Below are 18,590 nucleotides of genomic sequence, written 5' to 3' on the forward strand. Positions count from 1 at the left end.
GCCGGGAGCCTGCCGCGTTCACTCTGATGAGTTCTGACCGTGCGATTGACGCTCGAGTTCCTCGATCCGGAGAGCTTGGAGTGCGGACTGCTCGGCGAGAATCCGAGTCCTGTCTTCGAGGTCGGTGAGCTCGGCGCTGTGCTGGATGCAGACCAGAAAGAGGATGAAGACGCTGACGAAGAAGATGAGGTTCGTCGGGACTTCGACGCCGACGACACCGGCAGCCCAGATGAGCAATTGGGGGAACACACCGACGAGGAGTGCGAGAACACCGGCGACGATCCACCATATGGCGTGGCGTTCCCGGAGACGTCGTCGTCGGAGCATCTCGATGACGACACCGAGGGTGAGCAGTGCTGCGAAAATACCCAGCAGGTAGGTGGCAGTGCTCATGCGCGTACCTCTGTCAGGGGAACCCTTGGACGCATCAGTGCAATAAGGAGGGCCATTCCCGCCCGCCCGAGATATGCGGTGGCCTTCGCCGGGTTCTGTGACGGGGTGCCACCGGCTCGTGGTCGCATCGCGACCGCGACCTGACGGATGTCGCAACCGGATCGGGCTGCGATGACGAGCGATTCGACGGTGTCGCCGAGGTACTCCGCAGGATAATGCTCCGCGAACAGTGCGACGGCTCGCGGCCCGGTTGCTCGGAACCCCGACGTCGTGTCTGTGAGCTTCGATTTCGCAAGCCGACTGATGACGCCTGCGAGGACGACCATGGCCCATTTCCGTGGTCCGCTGACCGCATAGTCTCCCTCGCCTGCGAACCGTGCCCCGAGAACCAAGTCGGAGTTCGCGAGTTCGGCGACGAGCGTCGGCACACCTGTTGGGTCGTGCTGCCCGTCGGAATCGACCTGGACGACGTTCCGGTACCCGTGCAATTGTGCGTACTTGAAGCCAGCGCGCATCGCTCCGCCGACGCCGAGATTGTAGGGCAGCGTCAGAACCCGAGCGCCACTCGAGCGTGCGATTTCCGCGGTGCGATCAGTCGAACCGTCGTCGACGACGAGCACGTGGATCCCAGGCAACTTCGACTCCACCTCAGCGAGAACTCCGCCGATCGCCTCCTCTTCGTTCAATGCGGGCATCACAATCAGCGTGCGCTCGAGGGAGGAGTCCATGGCAGCGATCCTAGCAATGCGGAGTATTGGAGACGTGCAGTTCAGCTGGCGAACACGTGACGCAGGAGGGTCCGTCGACCGTCGACGTTCTTTGTCCGGATGGCCGCGGGTACCTCCGTCAGTGCATTCAGGCGAGACGTGAGGTGGAAGCGTGCCGCTCGTGCTGCACGGTGCCAGCCAAGCAGATCGCAGGCGGCAGCAGTCTCGGCGAACAGCGTCGCCTCCTGGCGGAACTTCGAACCGTCGGGCCCGGTGACGGCGGAGACGCTCGTGGAGTGTCGGCGATAGTCGAAGCAAACGACATCGTCGAGCACAAGCGACCCCCCGCCCATGGTGATCTGCATGAGCTTTGCGAGATCTTGCACGACATCCAGGTCCGTGCGGAAGTGTTGATCGCGAAGTTCCTCGACTCGCCAGACGAGAGAGGGGAAGTACGTCCAGTTTCCGCGGAGCAGGCTCGTCGCGAGTCGCTCGCCGACGTATCGGCGAACCCCGTGTCCGCCGAAGCGATAGAACGATTTTACTCGGTCGGCGAGCGGCGTCGACGGTTGACCGTGCTCATCGATGACTGCCACTCCGGGTTGGAAGACCGAGACGTTCGGATTCCGAGCGATCAAGTCGCGCACTCTGGCGACGTAGTTCGGCCGCATGACGTCGTCGCAACCCATGAGAACCGCGTACTCGCTCTGCATCAGGCCGATGCACTTGTTGTAGTTGCGGCTCGGCCGGAGGTTCTCGGTGTTGCGGATGTATGTGATGCGGTCGTCATCGAGGCTCTGCAGCCACCGGCCAGGCTCACGATCCGGGTATACATCATCGACGACGACGAGTCTCCAATCCGTATCAGTTTGGGCCAATATGCTGTTCACGGCGTCCCTGAAGTGGTCGAAACGGCCGTAGAAGGGCATCATGATGTCGAGGGTCACAGCGGAAAGATCCTGCTCATAAGGGGTATGGAATACTCCATGCTCGCACACGCCGATCAGAGCACCGATTCGGAGCCGGAGGCGGGTCCACTCGGACGCCCGGCGTGTCCCGTATTCTTGGGAGAATGTCAGATCGCGAAACGCTCCCCGGCTCCCTCATCGCGGGTGCCGAGCGCGCAGACCTGCGTCTCGTCGTATCGATGCTCTCGCTCGTGCCCGACGGTATGGGGGGAAGCGAGACGTACGCACGTCGCCTCGTCGCCGGTATGGACGCCCGAAACGATGTCGACGTCGAGTCTCTCCTCCCGAGCAACGTGGTCGGCTTCACCAGTGGTGGTCGAGAGCAGGCGGTCGCATCAGTCGTCGCTCGCACTACGACCAGAGGGCGTCTCCTCGCGATCTGGAATGCCTGGCGTTCGTCACCGCGGCTCCGGCGCTTCCTCGGCGAAGCCGATGTGATTCACTACCCCTTCACCGTGGCCGTTCCTCGTCCGCCATCTCGGCTCGCGCAGGTGATCACCGTGCATGACGTCCAGCACTTGGACCTGCCGCACCTGTTCTCACGGGCGGAACGCCTCTTCCGGCGACTGGCGTACGAGATTCCAGCGCGGCGAGCCGACGTCGTCATCACGATCAGCGAGTTTGCGCGCGAGCGAATCACTTCGCAGCTCGGCATCGCGGAAGAGCGCATTCGCGTCGTTCCCCTCGGAGTCGACGCAGGGGACTACGAGCCGAATCTCGGCGAGCGGGAGAGTTTCCTGCTGTATCCGGCTCGGGGGTGGCCGCATAAGAACCACGAGCGACTGCTTGAGGCGGTGCGCCGTCTCCGCCGCACCGAGCCCGATCTCCGTTTGGTGCTGACGGGTGGCGGCCTCGAGGCGCTCGGTCCGCTTCCGGAATGGGTCGACATCCGCGGGATCGTTCCGATCGAGGAGCTGCGTTCTTTGTACCGTCGGGCGGCCGTCGTCGTGTTCCCGAGTCTCTATGAGGGGTTCGGCTTGCCTCCGCTCGAGGCGATGGCGTCTGGATGTCCTGTTGCTGCTTCGAATGCCGGGTCGATTCCCGAGGTGTGCGGCGATGCTGCGATCCTGTTCGATCCGCTCGACCCCGAGGATATCGCGCGCGGCATCCGTGAGGCGAGAACTCGGCGGGTTGAGCTGTCGCAGCGCGGCGTTGAGCACGCATTGAAGTTCAGCTGGGATACCTGCGTCGAAGGACATGTGGAGGCCTATCGGGACGCGCTTGAAATCGCCCGGAGGCGGAACCTGTGAACGCTGGACGGCCCGCCGAAGGAGCCCACCCCCGTATCTCTGTCGCGCTCGGAACTCGAAACGGCCGAGAGTTCATAGCCGAGCAGTTGCGGAGCATCATCGCGCAATCGACGCCGGTGCACGAGATCGTGCTCTCAGACGACGCATCCAGCGACGGCACCGTCGAGTTCGCCGAGCAGGTCGTCGATGAACAGCGATCGACGCACCGCCGAGTACCGTCCTTCGTCGTGCTTCGCAACCAAGCTCCGCTCGGCATCACGGCCAACTTCGAACAGGCGCTGCGTGCGGCATCCGGTGAGCTCATCGCGCTGTGCGATCAGGATGATTTCTGGCACGTCGATCGAATCGCTCGGGCGGTCGAGCGATTCGAAGCGCGCCCGTCGCTCGAACTCGTGGCCGCCAATGCGAGACTGGTCGATGAGTCGGGCGATCCGCTCAAGGCGACTCTTTTCGAGACGTTGGGTGTTGATGCTCGCGCACTGCGACAACTCGAATCTTCGAAGGCGTTCGACGCGCTCTTGAAGCGAAATCTCATCACCGGCGCGACCTCGATGGTCACCCGCCGCCTTGTCGAGCAATCGACCCCCTTTCCTTCTTCATGGGTGCATGACGAATGGCTCGCCGTCACCGCCGCGGCGATCGGTGAAATCGGCATCATCGAAGAGCCACTCATCGACTATCGTCAACACCCCATGAACCAGATCGGGGTCCGACGGCTCGGAGTGGGCGGCAAACTGGCGCGGCTCCGCGAGCCGCGGACGTCGCGGAATGCGCGACTGTTCGCCCGCGCCGAAGACCTTGCCGAGCGGATTTCGCAGCTGGTTCCCGATGGCGCCAACGATCTTGCGGCGAGAGCGAAGCTCGAGCACGAGCGCGTGCGTGATTCACTGCCGGCGGCGCGAATGCGGCGTATCGGTGCGGTGTTCCGGCAGTGGCGCAGCGGCGCCTACTCTCGCTATGGGCTCGGGTTGCCTGATCTATTGCGCGATCTTGTGCAACCAGTCTGACGGCGAACAACTACGCAGAAGCGTTGGGCGATTGCTTGTACAGTATGCACACGATTGCCGGAGACGAGAGCACGACCGGCAGATCGGGGAAGTACAGCATTTTCGCCACGCCCGCGATCGCTTTGATCGCTATGCCCGCCGTGTATCGGTGCAGCCCGTGGACCGCCGACGTGCGGAAGCCGCGTCGCTTCGCCGCACGGAGTTGCACGAGCTGCAATTCGGCTTCGGCCGCGTAGTACTGCATCTTCAAGACGCCGATGGCGTTCACGTGCGTGACGTCGCCGTACTGGAGCGGGTTGCCGATCCATGTGTCGACGTTCGGGAAGCGAAGCAGCACCGCGCCACTGTCGGAGAGCTTTTCGGAGATGATGCGGAGAAACGCGACGCTCTGGTCGGGCGGTATGTGCTCGAAGACGTCGAAGGCGACGATCAAGTCGAATTCGCCGCTGCCCAGGTGCCGGAGTTCATCGGCATGGTGCGCGTCGAAGCCGGCCGTGCGGGCGATCGTGACGAGTCCGGGGAGTAGCTCAGTGCCGCTGACCTCCCAGTCCTGCGAACGGCAGTAACTCAGGAATGCGCCATTGCCATACCCGATCTCGAGCACTCGCACGACCGGTCTCCGGCGGACGATCTCGCGAATCTCGCGCGAGAAGTAGTCGGCGTCGCCGCGCGCCATACGTCCGAAGTCGGCGAGGCCCCAGCCTTTCCACTTCGTGTATCCGGATGATGTCGTCTGGTCGTCCAAGCCCATGGCACCTCCCTCCGGCTTCCGTCGATGGTCGCACGCGGAGCCCCGGATTGCACTGGTCAACGCGGCGATGCTGCGGTCGATACCGACTCATGTCGTCACTCGATGGCCGGAGGACGCCCTGCCGCGAGTGCATCCCGCCAGCTCATGTCCCGCGCGGCCTTCACCGCGCACACCACGAGCAACATCCACCCGCCTTCGACGAGCACGAAGCTCTCGGCGAATGAGGTCACCGCGATCGCCACGAGCATGAGCGCTGGCCAGACGTAGACGACGCTCCGCCGCGTTGAAGCGAGCAGCCACGCGCGAACGAGGGCGACGCCGAGCAGCGCGATGAAGAGCAACGCGCCGATGACGCCGACCTGGAAGTAGACGTCGACGTACGCGTTCAGGGCCGAACCGTGGGGTCTGCCCGTCGCCAGCTCGATCCACGTGTAGGGCGCAGCGTCGGGCCAAGAGCCGACCCAGCCCCACCCCTGCAGGGGATTGAGGCTGAGGTAGCGCGAGAGTTCCCGCCAGACATCGAGGCGCACGTCGAACTCGCCTCGCGCGTCGAGCAGCTCGATGATGCGGATACGCACGATCCAAGCGGTCACGAGTGCGACGACGGCGGTGACCAGGAGCGCGAGCTGCCAACGCCATCTCGTCGGGGCAGGGGCGCGGCGCAGGCCGTACAGCGCGGCAAGGGCCAAGAGTGCTGCCCCGAGCGCGAACCACGTGGTCGGTGAGCCGGAGAAGACGAGGCAGATCGAAGCGAGCGACAGTGAAAGTGCAGCACGAGTGCGCCGCACTATCTTCGTCCGCCATTCGACCACGAAGGTGAGCAGCGCGATGAGCGCCACGAAGCCGAGCATGTTGCGCGATCCGAAGATCCCCTGGATCGGCCCCAGCTGAGCGATGTGGCCTTCGATGCCGAGGGCTCTGATCGGAAGGTCGAGGATGATGCCGGAGAGCACCTCGAGGGCGAGTGAGACGCCCAGCAAGGTGCGCATGACGTCACCGAAGGCGCGCACGATCTGGATCGTGTCGCGCATCAGCGCGACGTACACACCGACGAATGCGAACGCTACGAGGTAGGCGAGTCGGGCGATCGAGGTGATGGCCGGCAGATTGCTCCAGATCACCGAAGCCGCACACCAGCCGATGAAGACGAGGATGGTGAGCGGGAGAATGCCGTACCACTCGACCGCTCGCCAACGTGCCACCAATGACGCTGCGCACAGCAGTAGGAGACCGAACAGCGCCGCGAGGAGGCCCGCCGTGCCCATGAGCGTGCCCAAGGCATGCGTCGAGAATGCAAGGCCGACGGCGAGCAGCGTCAGCGCTTGGGCGAAGCGTGCGGATCCGGCGAATTCCCGCACTGCGGCGATGACGCGCGTCGAGCGACTCGCCGGTGTGCGGTCATCGCCTCGTCCGCTTCCCCCGTCGAATGCCTTCATCGACGTACAGCTCCGAGGCGAGAGTACGCGCGCGGGCGGGTGGGCGGGCACATCATCGAGCCACCTCTGGCGGCGGCATCCGCGATGCCGGAACCCGCATCGGTGCCGCCGGGAGTGGTTCATGCTCCCACTGCCGCCGTTTCGTCGCCCAGGCGACCGCGATGAGCAGCAACCAGCCGCTTTCGACGAGGATGCGGCTCTCGGCGAGGCTCTGCCCGATCAGCGCGATGAGGACGAGCAGCGGCACGAGGGCGGCGGCGGAGTGGGGGAGCGGCCTCCCAGCGGCATCCATCGGTCGGTCGACGGCGAGGAACCACGAGCGCCAGAGCGCGCCGATCACGATCGAGGCGAATGCGATCACGCCGATGACCCCGAGCTGCATCCAGACGTCGAGCCATGCGTTGTGCGCCTGGAGATATTGCACGCCCTTGCGCACCGCGAGGCCGTCGAACGGCTCCACCCAGGGCGCCCAGTATCCGACCCAGCCCCAGCCGAACCAGGGTCGTTCCGATGCCAACCCGGTCACGGCGCTCCAGATGTCGAACCGCCCGGTGAGGTCTTCACTCTTGCCGAAGAGCTCGAGAAGTCGGCTCCAGAACGCGATGAGCAGCACGACGGATGCCACGAGCGCGCCGCCCGCCGTCCAGTAGACCGCTGCTCGTCGATCCGGCCCCACGCGACGGGCCCAGAGTGCGAAGCCCACTGCGGCGAGCACGAGGACGCCGACCAGGATCACCGTCGCCGACCGGGTGAGCAGCATGACTGCTCCGGCGGTGACGACCCAGCCGATGCCGGATGCCCGGCGCACACTGCCTGCGGCAAGCATTGCTCCGAAGACGATGAGCCCGAGCAGCGCGATCATTCCGAGCAGGTTGCGGCTTGCGACGATCCCCTCGATCGGGCCACCGTCGAACAGCAGACCCCGCGACCAGTAGAACGCCATCGGGATCTTGTCGCCGGTGACCTCGAAGTCGGGGAAATTCGGGATGACTGGCCCGCCGACGAAGACCGCGACCCACAGCTCGAATGCGAGCGAGAGTCCGAGCACCCACTTGATCGCCCCGCCGAGGCAGCGCACGAACCGAGCCCAGTCGAGGCACAGCACGAGTGCAACAGCAGTGAAGCTCGTAGCGAGCGTGATGCCCACGCCCAGCGCGGAGGCGCCCGGGTAGAACGACCAGGCGATCGAGATCGTCGCCAAGATCAGGAAGACGAGCGTCGATTTCGGCACTCGGCGCCAGACCCACGTCGGGCGGAGCTGTGCGACGAGCGCGACGGCGCCGACGAGCACGAGCACGACCACGACGCCGAAGCCCCACCAGCCGAGGAGGTTGCGCCAGAACTGCCCCGCGAGCACCGTGAACAGCGCGAACGTCGCGTACGCCGTGATCCAACGTCGTCGGGCGATGCTCATGCGGTACAGGCTATCGCGGTGCGCATTGCGACCAGATGACGGATGCCGTGACGGGAACGCCCCGCCGCGGCATCCGCTGCCGTGCCCGACGTCAGACGAACGCCGCCCTGCCGGTGATCTTGCGACCGACGATGAGCGTGTTCATCTCCCGCGTTCCCTCGTACGAATAGAGCGCCTCGGCGTCGGCGAAGAAGCGGGCGACGTCGTACTCGAGCGTGATGCCGTTGCCGCCGACCGCCTCACGGGCCCACGCAACGGTCTCGCGCATGCGCGCCGTCGTATACGCCTTGGCGAGCGCCGAGTGCTCGTCGCGCTGCTCGCCCCGGTCGAGCATCTCGGAGACGCGTACGACCATTCCGATCGACGCGGTGATGTTGCCGAGGCACTTGACCAGCAGGTCTTGGATCAGCTGATGCGAACCGATCGTCTTGCCGAACTGCACGCGCTCGCCGGCGTACTTCACGGCGGCTTCGTATGCGCCGATCGAGGTGCCGACGGCCGCCCATGCCACCTCGGCGCGGGTGAGCCGCAGGACGCTCGCGGTGTCGCGGAACGAGTTCGCGTTCGCGAGGCGGAGCGACTCGGGCACGACGACGTTCTCGAGGGTGATGTCGGCGTTCTGCACGGCCCGCAGGCTGATCTTGCCCTCGATCTTCGTGGCGGTGTAGCCGAGGGTCGCGGTCGGCACGATGAAGCCCTTGACCTGGTCGTCGGCGACGTCTTTCGCCCAGATGATCGTGATGTCCGAGAACGTGGCGTTGCCGATCCAGCGCTTGGAGCCGTTGAGCACCCACGTGTCGCCGTCGCGCCGCGCGGTCGTGCGCAGGCCCTGCGCCGAGTCGGAGCCCGAGAGCGGCTCGGTGAGCCCGAACGCGCCGATCACCTCGCCGCTCGCGAGCTTCGGGATCCACTCGTCGCGCTGCTCCTTCGAGCCGCACACGCTGATCGTGCCGGTGGCGAGCCCGTTCTGCACGCCGACGAAGGTCGCGACCGACGGGTCGACCCGGGCGAGTTCGAGCGCGACGAAGCCGCGGAAGACGGCCGAGTTCTCGAACGGCCTGGTCTCCTCCCAGTTGTACGAGAGGGTGCCGAGGTCGGCGAGGGGCTTCACGATCTGCATCGGGAACTCCGCGCGCTCCCAGTAGTCGCCGATGATGGGCTTCACGTCGGACTCGAGCCACGCGCGCAACTCGGCGAGCGCTGCTTTCTCCCGGTCGCTGAGGAGGGACTCGTAGGCGTAGAAATCGCTTGCGAGAGGCTCGAAGGTCATGACAGCTCCAGTACGTCGTCGGATGTCCCGAGCCTATGTCGCGACCGGGCGACCGACTGCGGCGTTGGTAGTTTTGACCCAAACGATCGAGAGGAACACCCGAGCATGTTTGTGGCCATCGGCAACACCCCGCGGGACTACGCATGGGGCTCTACGACGGCGATCGCGGAGTTCCGTGGCGCCCCGGCGTCCGGTGGACCTGAGGCGGAGCTCTGGCTCGGGGCGCACCCGGCTTCACCGGCGCAGGTGCTCGACGCGGCATCCGTCGGTCACGGCGACCTCGCCGCGTGGATCACCGCTGCGCCCGAAGCCGCCCTCGGATCGCAGCTCGCGGTGCAGGGCGCCCGCTTGCCGTTCCTCCTGAAGCTGCTCGCAGCGGCCGAGCCGCTCTCGCTGCAGGCCCACCCGACGCCCGAGCAGGCTCGTGCTGGCTTCGCCCGCGAGGAAGAGGACGGCGTGCCGCTCACGGCGTACGACCGAAACTACAAGGACCAGTTCCACAAACCCGAGCTGATCGTCGCGGTGAGTGAGACGTTCGACGCGCTCTCGGGATTCCGCCCGCTCGATGAGGTGCGCGGCGTGCTCGAGGTGCTGCGGGCCGCGGATGCCGCGTCACCGGAGCCGGAGGCCGGTGCCCTCGATCTCCTCGAGGGTCACCTCACGGGGGAGCACGCCCTGCGCGATACCGTCGAATGGCTGCTCCGAGACGGGCGCGGTGGCGACACCGGTGAAGCGACGTGGGTCATCGAACGGGTCACCGCTCTCGCGGCGTCCGAGACCGCTCTGGCATCGGGATTCGCCCGGTCGTTCGAGACGGTCGCCGCGCTCGCCGAAACCTACCCCGGAGACCCGGGCGTCGTCATCTCGCTCCTGTTGAATCGGGTACGCCTGCAGCGCGGCGAGGCGCTCTACCTCGCCGCGGGCAACATCCACGCCTACCTCGACGGGCTCGGCATCGAGCTCATGGCGGCGAGCGACAACGTGCTCCGCGGTGGCCTCACTCCGAAGCACATCGACGTCACCGAACTCATCGACGTGCTCGACTTCACCCCGATCGCGCCACCGCTGCTGGCACCCGAGGAACCGTCGCCGGGCGTCACCGTCTTTCGGCCGGATGTGCCCGACTTCGTGCTCTACCGGGTCGAGCCGGGCACGGATGTCTCTCGCGTCGTGCTCGAGGGCCCCGCGATCGTGCTCGTGGAGGGTGGGGGCGTGGCGTTGCAGGGCGAGGGCGGCGATGTCGCCCGACTCGCACGCGGCGAGTCGGCGTACATCACGCCCGATGAGGGTGCTCTCGCGGTCACCGGCCCCGGCATCGCGTGGATCGCGACGACCGGGACCGCGACTCCCGCAGGCTAGGAGGCGACCCGCACGCCGAAGAGCCGGCGGTACGCCGTCGGCGTCGTCTGCAGCACCTTCACGAAGTGGTGACGCATGACGGCGGCGGCGCCGAAGCCGGTGTCACGTGCGATCTCCTCGAGCGTGAACGAGGTCTCTTCGAGCAGCTGCTGTGCGCGAAGCAGGCGTTGCCGGTTGAGCCACGCGTTCGGCGTGGTGCCGGTCTCGGCTCGGAACCGCCGGGCGAAGGTGCGCGGCGACATGAGCGCCTTCCGGGCGAGGAGGTCGACGGTGAGGTCTTCGTCGAGGTGCTCGATCATCCACTCGGTGATTCTCGCGAACGAGTCGCTGCGGCATTCGACGACCGGCGTCTGGATGAACTGCGACTGGCCCCCGTCGCGCTGGGGAGGCACGACCATGCGGCGGGCGATGTTGTTGGCGGCGCTCGCGCCGAGCTCAGTGCGCACGATGTGCAGTGCCGCGTCGATGCCGGCCGCGGTGCCGGCGCCCGTCACGATCTTGTCGTCGTGCACGAAGAGCACGTCGGCGTCGACCACGGTCTCGGGGAACATCTCTGCGAGCAGGTCGGTGTACATCCAGTGCGTGGTGGAGCGGCGGCCGTCGAGCACGCCGGCGTGGCCGAGGGTGAAGGCGCCGGAGCAGACCGAGAGCACCCAGGCGCCCCGCTCGACCGCGTGACGGATGACGTCGAGCACCCGGTCGTCTGGCCGGGTGCCGATGAGCGAGGCGGGAACCGCGACGAGGTCGGCGGTGTACGCCGCGTCGAGCCCCTCGTGGACGACGACGTCGAAGCCGAGTTTCGTCGGGATGGGGCCGGGCTCTGCGGCGACGACACTGAAGTCGAAGTTGGGTCCGCCGGTCTCGGTGCGATCGATGCCGAAGACCTCGCAGATCACGCCGAACTCGAAGGGCGCCATCTGCGGCATGGCGATACAGGCGACGGACTGGAGCATGGGTGCCTCCGGGTTTGGCAGGAATCGATCGTTTGATGGCTACTCTGCCACTGTCGGCAGGATCTGACAAGCCATAGATTTACTGCCATGACCACGATCATCTTCCTCGTTCTCGCGGGACTCGCCGTCTGGGGTGTACTCGCCACCGTGCTCCGACTCGACACCGACGGCTATGGTCGCCCCGAGATCCGTGACCGCACTCGGCACGTCGAGCACCAGCAGGTGCGCCGGGCCTGAGCACTCCGCGGGCCGAGCTCGGCGTATCTGCTGCATCGCCCGGGGCCGCCGAGAGGCTCGCGCCCGCACTCCGGCGGATACGATCGTTCCCGGTGTGGAGACTCCGCGCCGGGAGGCGGGAACATGAGCTGGCTGGTCACCGGAGGAGCGGGATACATCGGGGCGCACGTGGTGCGCGCGTTCAACGCGCAGGGCATCGATGCGGTCGTCCTCGACGACCTCTCCTCGGGGCGACATGATTTCGTCCCCGAAGGCACCCCGATCGTCCATGCCAGCATCCTCGATGGCGGCGCCGTGGAACGCGCGATCGATCGCTACGAGGTGCAGGGCGTCGTGCACCTCGCGGGCTTCAAGTACGCCGGAGTCTCGGTCGATCGCCCGCTGCACACCTACCAGCAGAACGTGACAGGCACCGCGACGCTGCTCGCCGCCATGGAAGCCAAGGGCGTCGACCGCATCGTCTTCTCGTCGAGTGCTGCGGTCTACGGAACTCCCGACGTCGATCTCGTAACCGAATCGACGGCGAAGCAGCCGCAGTCGCCCTACGGCGAGTCGAAGCTGATCGGGGAGTGGTTGCTGGCCGACCAGGCGAAGGCCCGTGGCCTCGCGCACACGAGCCTCCGCTACTTCAACGTCGTCGGGTCGGGCACGCCCGAGGTCTTCGACGTGAGCCCGCACAACCTCTTCCCCCTCGTCTTCGACGCGCTGCTCGACGGGCGCACCCCGCGCATCAACGGCGACGACTACCCGACGCCCGACGGCACCTGCGTGCGCGACTACATCCACGTCGCCGACCTCGCCGAGGCCCACGTCGTCGCGGCTCGGCGTCTCGACGCAGGGGAGCCGCTGGAACCCGTCTACAACCTCGGTTCGGGCGACGGGGTCTCGGTCGGAGAGATCATGGAGGCGGTCGCCGAGGTGACGGGCATCGCCTTCACCCCGGAGGTCGCGCCGCGCAGAGCGGGTGACCCCGCGCGCATCGTCGCATCCGGTGAGCTCGCTGCCCGCGACCTCGACTGGCGCATGCGGCACACGCTCGCCGAGATGGTCGAGAGCGCCTGGCGAGCCCGCCGCGCGGCGTCCGATTCATAACGTCTGGTCAACACCCGGCGTGTCGATGCGGCCTTCAAGCCTCGACAGGGGCTTGAGGGTTTACGATCTGCGACTTGACTCTCACGAATTACACCGGTGTAATTGTCATGACACACCCTCTGGGTGGTCGGTACAACTGGGTGGGAGACGATATGGGCAATCCTGAATATCGTTCTGGAGTACCTGACGATTGGTTCGTCGATCCGGTCAGGCTGGGCGTTCCGGGGGTTCGTTCGGTCGCAGACGATGACAATCAGCTGGCATGGCAGAGCGACGCGTTGTGCGCGCAGACCGATCCTGAGGCGTTCTTCCCCGAAAAGGGCGGATCGACGAGGGACGCGAAGAAGATCTGCACCGGATGCGAGGTGCGGAACCAGTGCCTCGAGTACGCGCTCGGCAACGACGAGCGCTTCGGCATCTGGGGCGGTCTGTCTGAACGTGAGCGTCGCAAGCTCCGCAAACGAGCGGTCTGAGTGGCGGGGTCTGCTTCGGCCGGCCCCGCACTCGTTCGGCACGGCGTGGCAAGACCTCGCCGGGTGCCGCCTCGACCCGATCGAGGCGCGTCTCGCGGTTTCGAGGCACGCCACGCCCGGCTCGGTGACGGATGCCGCGGAGTGCGCCGCTTAGGCTGACCCCGATGTTCCCCAGAGTCACCGCCGTCCTCGTCGCACATCATGGTGGCGACCACCTCAGACGCACCCTCGAAGCGCTCCGCGCTCAGCGTCGTATGCCCGATGCGCTGATCGTCGTGCTCACGGAGGCCGACTCGGAAGCCCGTGAGCTCGTCGCCTCTGCGTCGCCCAGCCACATCGTCGAACTCTCGCAGCGGCTCTCGTTCGGTGAGGCGCTGCGCGCCGCGGAGCGCGTGCTCGACGCGCCGACGTCCGACGGGGATGCCCTCTGGCTCCTTGCGGAGGACTCGGCTCCTGCGCCCGATGCGCTGGAGCGCCTCGTCGCGACCCTCGAGACGGCCAAGTCCGTGGCGATCGCCGGCCCGAAGCTCCGCACGTGGGACGATCCCGATCGCATCGCGACGTTCGGTCGCACGATCACGCGATTCGGTCGCAGCGTGCCGCTCGTCGCCGACGAGCTCGACCAGGGCCAGCACGACGGACTGAGCGATGTCCTGGGGCTCGATCCTGCGGCGATCCTCGTGCGCCACACGGTCTGGCGCTCGCTCGGCGGCTTCGACCCTGGCCTGCCCACCGTCGACGACGCACTCGACTTCTCGATCCGGGCACGTCTCGCCGGTCACCGGGTGTCGGTCGTGCCCGAAGCGCACGTGCACTTCGCAGGTGATGGGGTCGCCGGGCCGACGACCGATCCGCGGGCGCGCGCCCATCGGCGTCGAACGCGGGCTGCCCGCGCCGCTGCACTGCATCGTCGACTCGTCTACGCGCCCGCCGCCGCGGTGCCGCTGCATTGGTTGGTCTTCCTGCCGCTCGCGATCATCAGATCCATCCGGCTGCTGCTGGTGAAGTCACCGGGCGCGATCCCCGGGGAATTCTCCGCCGCGTTCGGCACGATGTTCTCCGGCATGCGCATCGCCCGCTCCCGACGCACGCTCAAGTCGGCACGCACGGTCGGCTGGTCGGCGATCGCGCCACTGCGGATGCAGCCCGATGAGGTACGGCGCCGTCGCCAGCATGCTGCGGAGGCACGACGGGCCCGGGCGCGCGGGCGGAAGCACGAGCTGCAGTTCCTCGGAACGGGCGGCGGCTGGGTGCTGCTCGCATCGGTCGCGGCATCCGTGGGCCTCTTCACCTGGCTGCTCGGCGCGCGAGGGCTCAGCGGCGGCGGCATCCTGCCCCTGTCGAGCGGACTCGGCGAGCTCTGGCGGAACGCCGGATACGGATGGCGCGACATCGGCGTCGGCTTCGTCGGCGCTGCCGACCCCTTCGCCGGCGTGCTCGCGGTGCTCGGAACGATCGCGTTCTGGGCCCCGTCGTTCGGCCTGGTACTGCTGTGGCTCCTCGCCGTGCCGGTCGCGACGCTCGGCGCATGGTTCGCAGCTTCGCGACTCACCGAGCGTGGTTCCGTGCGAGCTGTCGCCGCGTTGCTCTGGGGCCTCGCACCGCCCTTGCTCGTTGCGCTCGCCGACGGCCGGCCGGGCGCCGTGCTCGCGCACGTCTTGCTCGGCTGGCTCGCCTTCGCGGTGTTCGGCGCTGCCACGTCATGGGCTGCCGCCGCGACGGCGTCGTTGCTCTTCGCCGCGGTGGTCGCCGCAGCTCCGAGCCTCGCACCTGCACTGCTCGTCGCCTGGCTGGTCGGGCTCGCCGTGAGCGGACGCGCCGCAGTTCGCCTCGCCGGCCTGCCACTGCCTGCCGTGGTGCTCTTCGGGCCGCTCGTCATCGCCCAGCTCGGCCGCGGAACGCCGCTCGCCCTGCTCGCCGACCCTGGTCTGCCGCTCGACAGCACCGCACCCTCGGTCTGGCAGCTCGCGCTCGGCTTCCCCGGAGCGCCCTGGGGCGGGTGGGGTGAGTTCCTCGCCGACACGGCGCCCGTGGATCCGAAACTGCTCGTCACCGTGCTCATGCTGCCGCTCCTCCTCACCGCGCTCGCCGCAGTGCTCGCGCCGGGCATCCGGGGGGCGGCGCTCAGCCTCGGTACCGCGCTGCTCGGATTCGCGACGGCCGTCGCGGCGGCCCATCTCGCCGTGGCCCTCGCCGGTCCCGCAGCGGTGCAGCTCTGGCCGGGTGGCGGCCTCAGTATCGCCTGGCTGGGTATCGTCTTCGCTGCCGTGGTCGCTCTGAATTCCCTTCGTCGCGGCGGAGCCGTCATCCCGTGGGTCGTCGCCGTTGCGGCTTTCGTCGCCGTGCTGCCAACCGGACTCGGCATCGCGACAGCATCGACGGCGATCGCACCCGCTGCGGAGCGCACCCTTCCGGCGTTCGTCGGTGCGGAGGCCGACGGCGATCCGCGCGTGACGACACTGCGCATCCAACCGGAGTCCGACGGCAGTATTCGTGCGACGCTCGAACGGGGTGCCGGCACGACACTCGATGAGCAGTCCACGCTCGAGCAGACCCGCGTGGAGATGACCGACTCGGAGCGGGAACTGGCCGAGGTGGCAGGCAATCTCGCCTCCCGCAGCGGCTTCGATCCTGATGCCGCGATTCGCGAGTTCGGCGTCTCGTTCGTGCTCCTGACCGCACCGGCGGGCGACGACCGCGAAGCCGAGGCGACGACCGAGCGGGCACGCACCGCTCTCGACGGGAACGCGGCACTGGTCTCGGTCGGGGAGACCGACTTCGGCACGCTCTGGCGCTTCGGCGCCGCGGAACCGGATGCGCCGGCGGCGAAGATTCCCGCCGGAGCGGGCGGTGCGCTCGCGGGGGTGATCACCGCGGTGCAGATCATCGTGCTCGGCGCGACCCTGCTGCTGTCCATTCCGACCGGAGCCGGTCGCGAGGCGGATCGGCGTCCGCCGCGTCGCCGACCCGTGCTGCGGCGGCCGCAACGGAAACCTCGCGGGAAGCCTGCGGCGGGGCAGGGCGACGAGGTGCACACCGAGTCGACCACCGACGCGGGCGATGAGCCGGCGACCCCGCCGGTCGACCGCGTTGCAGAGAGCGATCCTGTCGAGGCTGCGTCTGCGGACGATGCCGACGCAGATCCGCGGGCGCCCGACGAGCCCGAGTCGGCCGAGGGGGTCAGCCGGGCCGAGCCGGCCGATCACGACGCCGAGCCCGATGCCGGCGATGCCTCGGCGGAGATCGCCGCCGAGCCACCGCCGGCCGCGGCGCCCGCCTCAGCCGAACCCCGCGATCCGAAGGGAGACGACGATGCGCGTTGACCGCCGCACCCTCGCCCGCATCGGCGGACGCGCCGCCGGGTTCCTCGTGGCAGCGGCGCTGGCCGCCGCCGCCCTCGCGGCAGCCGCCCTCGTCCCGTGGCCGGAGCATCGCGCGGATCCATCGTCGCTCGTCGTGCAGCCTGCCGAGAGCAGGCAGCAGCGCGTCTGCGCCGGCCCCTTGCTCACCCTCGCCGACGACGCAGCCGCTGCCACCACCGTCTCCTCGATCGGCGCGGCCGAGCTCATCGCGGGCGCCGACCCCGACGACGTCGAGATCACCGAGACGCCGCTCGTCGCGCCCGGCAACCCTCAAGCCGATCGCGACGGCACCCCGGTGGTGATCAGCGTCGAGCCGGGAACCGTCGAGGCCGGCATGCTCGCCGGTGCGCAGTCGCAGTCGGCCGGCACCGAGACGATCGCCGGATTCGCCGCGACTGCATGCGCGGAGGCGAGTGCCGAGTCGTGGCTCGTGGCGGGAGCGACGACGCTCGGGCGAACGAGCCTCGTGTCGCTCGCGAACCCCACCGACGTCGCCGCCACCGTCGATGTGCGCGTGATCGGCGAGACGGGCGCCGTCGAGGCGGGGTCCTCGCTCGGCATCATCGTTCCGGCGGGCAGCCAGCGGGTGGTGTCGCTCGCGGGTCTCGCCCCGAACCTGACCTCGCCCGTCGTGCACGTGACCAGCACAGGTGGCATGATCGCCGCGGCGCTCGAGCAGTCGGCCGTCGACGGGCTCGCGCCTGCCGGTGTCGAGTTCACAGGTGCCGCCGCGACACCGGCCTCGAGCCAGGTGATTCCCGGCTTCCTCGTCGCCGAATCCGGTGGTGTCGATCCGGCCGACGACCACGCCGACGGCGATGACTTCCCCGCCGTCCGGTTGCTCGCCACCGGCGATGAGCCGGTCGACGTCTCCATCGGTCTCATGCCCGAAGGCGGCTCGGGTGCCGGAGGTTCCACGATCGAGGTGACGCTGCAGCCCGGCCGCACGACCGATGTGCCGCTCGGAGTGCTCGAATCCGGCGCCTACACCGTGCGACTCGATGCAGACGGCCCGATCGTGGCCGCTGCGCGCGCGACGACCGGGACGCCCGCTGCCGCGCCCGCTCCGGGGCAGCCGGATTCCGCGGGATCCGTCGATCTCGCCTGGACCGTGTCGACGACTCCGCTCCTGGCCGACGCGGTCGTCGCCGTGCCCGACGGGCCGTCGCCGGCGCTGCATCTGGCGAACGCCGGCGGCGATGAGGCCCAGGTGGAGTACACGATCGACGGGGAGACCCGGACCGTGAACATCGAGGCGGGCAGCGCGACTTCCGTCGACGTCGAGGCCGGCGTGATCATCAGGCTCACCGGCGTCGAGGGCGTGCACGCTTCGGTCTCGTTCACCGACGCGGGAGAGCTCGCGTCATTCGGCGTGCAGCCGCCCGGACCGCTGGACTCGCCGATCCGGGTGTTCCCGCGGTAAGCGGGTCGCCTCAGAGGTGCCGGTACCGGCCGGGAGCGAGCTCCCAGGGGTCTTTGCCGAGCAGATCGGCGATCGCGCGGAACACGCAGCTCTCGATGAGCAGCTTCTCTTCGCGTTCCTCGCCCTCCTGCAGTCGCAGGAACCGAACGATCGGCAGACGGTAGAACACGATGCGGCGTTCGTCGTGGAAGACCTTCCAACGGTCGACGTGGTCGTCGTGGATCGCCTCGGCCGGGCCCTGCGCCACCTCGAAGACGACGCCCTCGAGCTCGGGCCAGAGGCCCCTGAGGTAGGCAGCGGTGGTACCGACGGTGAGCTCGAACTCGTCGAGCCGGTTGTGCAGCATCGGCAGGTGCGGGCCGGTCACGGCTGAACGAAGACCTCGGCCATGGCGATCTCGGGCGAGTCGCCGGGGCGAGCGCGGCTCGGGGGCGACACGACGAGATCGGGGCATGGCTCCATCGTACTGAGTCGTTCCCTGCGAACGGCCGCGGC

17 protein-coding genes are annotated in these 18,590 nt (G+C 68.0%); 8 read left to right on the forward strand and 9 right to left on the reverse strand.

Annotated features, from left to right (window positions below):
- Nucleotides 1–18 precede the first annotated feature (18 nt).
- Genes AC6CH0_RS11180 through AC6CH0_RS11190 form a run of 3 tightly spaced genes read right to left on the reverse strand, consistent with a single transcriptional unit; the run spans nt 19 to nt 2,047 of the window.
- Complete coding sequence (locus tag AC6CH0_RS11180) at nt 19–393, reverse strand: DUF2304 domain-containing protein (protein WP_498100692.1); 375 nt, start codon at nt 391–393, stop codon at nt 19–21.
- Nucleotides 390–1,121, reverse strand: coding sequence for a glycosyltransferase family 2 protein (locus AC6CH0_RS11185; RefSeq protein WP_498100694.1), 732 nt, complete (start codon nt 1,119–1,121; stop codon nt 390–392). Before AC6CH0_RS11185 ends, AC6CH0_RS11180 begins: the two co-directional genes overlap by 4 nt.
- 41 nt (nt 1,122–1,162) lie before the next feature.
- Nucleotides 1,163–2,047, reverse strand: coding sequence for a glycosyltransferase family 2 protein (locus tag AC6CH0_RS11190; RefSeq protein WP_498100696.1), 885 nt, complete (start codon nt 2,045–2,047; stop codon nt 1,163–1,165).
- 200 nt (nt 2,048–2,247) lie between these two features.
- Here AC6CH0_RS11190 and AC6CH0_RS11195 point away from each other — a divergent pair, with 200 nt between their 5' ends.
- Nucleotides 2,248–3,318 carry a glycosyltransferase family 4 protein gene (locus AC6CH0_RS11195; RefSeq protein WP_498100698.1) on the forward strand — a complete coding sequence of 357 codons (1,071 nt, stop codon included), beginning with the start codon at nt 2,248–2,250 and terminating at the stop codon, nt 3,316–3,318.
- Nucleotides 3,315–4,325, forward strand: a complete 1,011-nt coding sequence (locus AC6CH0_RS11200) for a glycosyltransferase family 2 protein (protein ID WP_498100700.1) — start codon at nt 3,315–3,317, stop codon at nt 4,323–4,325. Before AC6CH0_RS11195 ends, AC6CH0_RS11200 begins: the two co-directional genes overlap by 4 nt.
- Before the next feature lie 10 nt (nt 4,326–4,335).
- Here the strand turns inward: AC6CH0_RS11200 and AC6CH0_RS11205 are convergent, their stop codons facing one another.
- From AC6CH0_RS11205 to AC6CH0_RS11220, 4 genes are all read right to left on the reverse strand, one after another.
- Entirely contained in the window at nt 4,336–5,076 is a 741-nt protein-coding gene (locus tag AC6CH0_RS11205; protein WP_498100702.1) for a class I SAM-dependent methyltransferase, read from the reverse strand.
- Nucleotides 5,077–5,171: 95 nt separating this feature from the next.
- Nucleotides 5,172–6,512, reverse strand: coding sequence for an O-antigen ligase family protein (locus AC6CH0_RS11210; protein WP_498100704.1), 1,341 nt, complete (start codon nt 6,510–6,512; stop codon nt 5,172–5,174).
- Nucleotides 6,513–6,564: 52 nt separating this feature from the next.
- The gene (locus AC6CH0_RS11215) at nt 6,565–7,926 is read right to left on the reverse strand and encodes an O-antigen ligase family protein (protein ID WP_498100706.1); all 1,362 of its coding nucleotides are present in this window, start codon (nt 7,924–7,926) and stop codon (nt 6,565–6,567) included.
- Nucleotides 7,927–8,017: 91 nt separating this feature from the next.
- The gene (locus AC6CH0_RS11220; RefSeq protein WP_498100708.1) at nt 8,018–9,196 is read right to left on the reverse strand and encodes an acyl-CoA dehydrogenase family protein; all 1,179 of its coding nucleotides are present in this window, start codon (nt 9,194–9,196) and stop codon (nt 8,018–8,020) included.
- Between the two features lie 105 nt (nt 9,197–9,301).
- On the opposite strand from AC6CH0_RS11220, the gene manA reads away from it, so the two are divergent.
- The gene (manA, locus tag AC6CH0_RS11225) at nt 9,302–10,555 is read left to right on the forward strand and encodes a mannose-6-phosphate isomerase, class I (protein WP_498100710.1); all 1,254 of its coding nucleotides are present in this window, start codon (nt 9,302–9,304) and stop codon (nt 10,553–10,555) included.
- Here manA and AC6CH0_RS11230 read toward each other — a convergent pair.
- A complete protein-coding gene (locus AC6CH0_RS11230; RefSeq protein ID WP_498100712.1) occupies nt 10,552–11,508 on the reverse strand; it encodes a GlxA family transcriptional regulator in 957 nt (318 codons plus the stop codon). The two genes, manA and AC6CH0_RS11230, sit on opposite strands and share 4 nt — an antisense overlap.
- 87 nt (nt 11,509–11,595) lie before the next feature.
- Between AC6CH0_RS11230 and AC6CH0_RS11235 the strand changes: the two genes are divergently transcribed.
- From AC6CH0_RS11235 to AC6CH0_RS11255, 5 genes are all read left to right on the forward strand, one after another.
- Nucleotides 11,596–11,745 (forward strand): hypothetical protein, encoded by a 150-nt coding sequence (locus tag AC6CH0_RS11235; RefSeq protein ID WP_498100714.1) that lies wholly within the window; start codon nt 11,596–11,598, stop codon nt 11,743–11,745.
- A gap of 123 nt (nt 11,746–11,868) precedes the next feature.
- Nucleotides 11,869–12,837: a UDP-glucose 4-epimerase GalE gene (gene galE / locus AC6CH0_RS11240; protein WP_498100716.1), complete on the forward strand. Its 969-nt coding sequence runs from the start codon at nt 11,869–11,871 to the stop codon at nt 12,835–12,837.
- Nucleotides 12,838–12,989: 152 nt separating this feature from the next.
- The gene (locus AC6CH0_RS11245; protein ID WP_498101116.1) at nt 12,990–13,310 is read left to right on the forward strand and encodes a WhiB family transcriptional regulator; all 321 of its coding nucleotides are present in this window, start codon (nt 12,990–12,992) and stop codon (nt 13,308–13,310) included.
- Between the two features lie 164 nt (nt 13,311–13,474).
- Entirely contained in the window at nt 13,475–16,633 is a 3,159-nt protein-coding gene (locus AC6CH0_RS11250) for a glycosyltransferase family 2 protein (RefSeq protein ID WP_498100718.1), read from the forward strand.
- The gene (locus AC6CH0_RS11255) at nt 16,623–18,095 is read left to right on the forward strand and encodes a DUF5719 family protein (protein ID WP_498100720.1); all 1,473 of its coding nucleotides are present in this window, start codon (nt 16,623–16,625) and stop codon (nt 18,093–18,095) included. The genes AC6CH0_RS11250 and AC6CH0_RS11255 overlap by 11 nt, the downstream gene beginning before the upstream one ends.
- A 10-nt stretch (nt 18,096–18,105) precedes the next feature.
- Here AC6CH0_RS11255 and AC6CH0_RS11260 read toward each other — a convergent pair whose 3' ends face one another.
- Nucleotides 18,106–18,549 carry a hypothetical protein gene (locus tag AC6CH0_RS11260; protein WP_498100722.1) on the reverse strand — a complete coding sequence of 148 codons (444 nt, stop codon included), beginning with the start codon at nt 18,547–18,549 and terminating at the stop codon, nt 18,106–18,108.
- Between the last annotated feature and the right edge of the window lie 41 nt (nt 18,550–18,590).

The sequence above is a fragment of the Agromyces sp. GQ35 genome, from assembly GCF_059758475.1.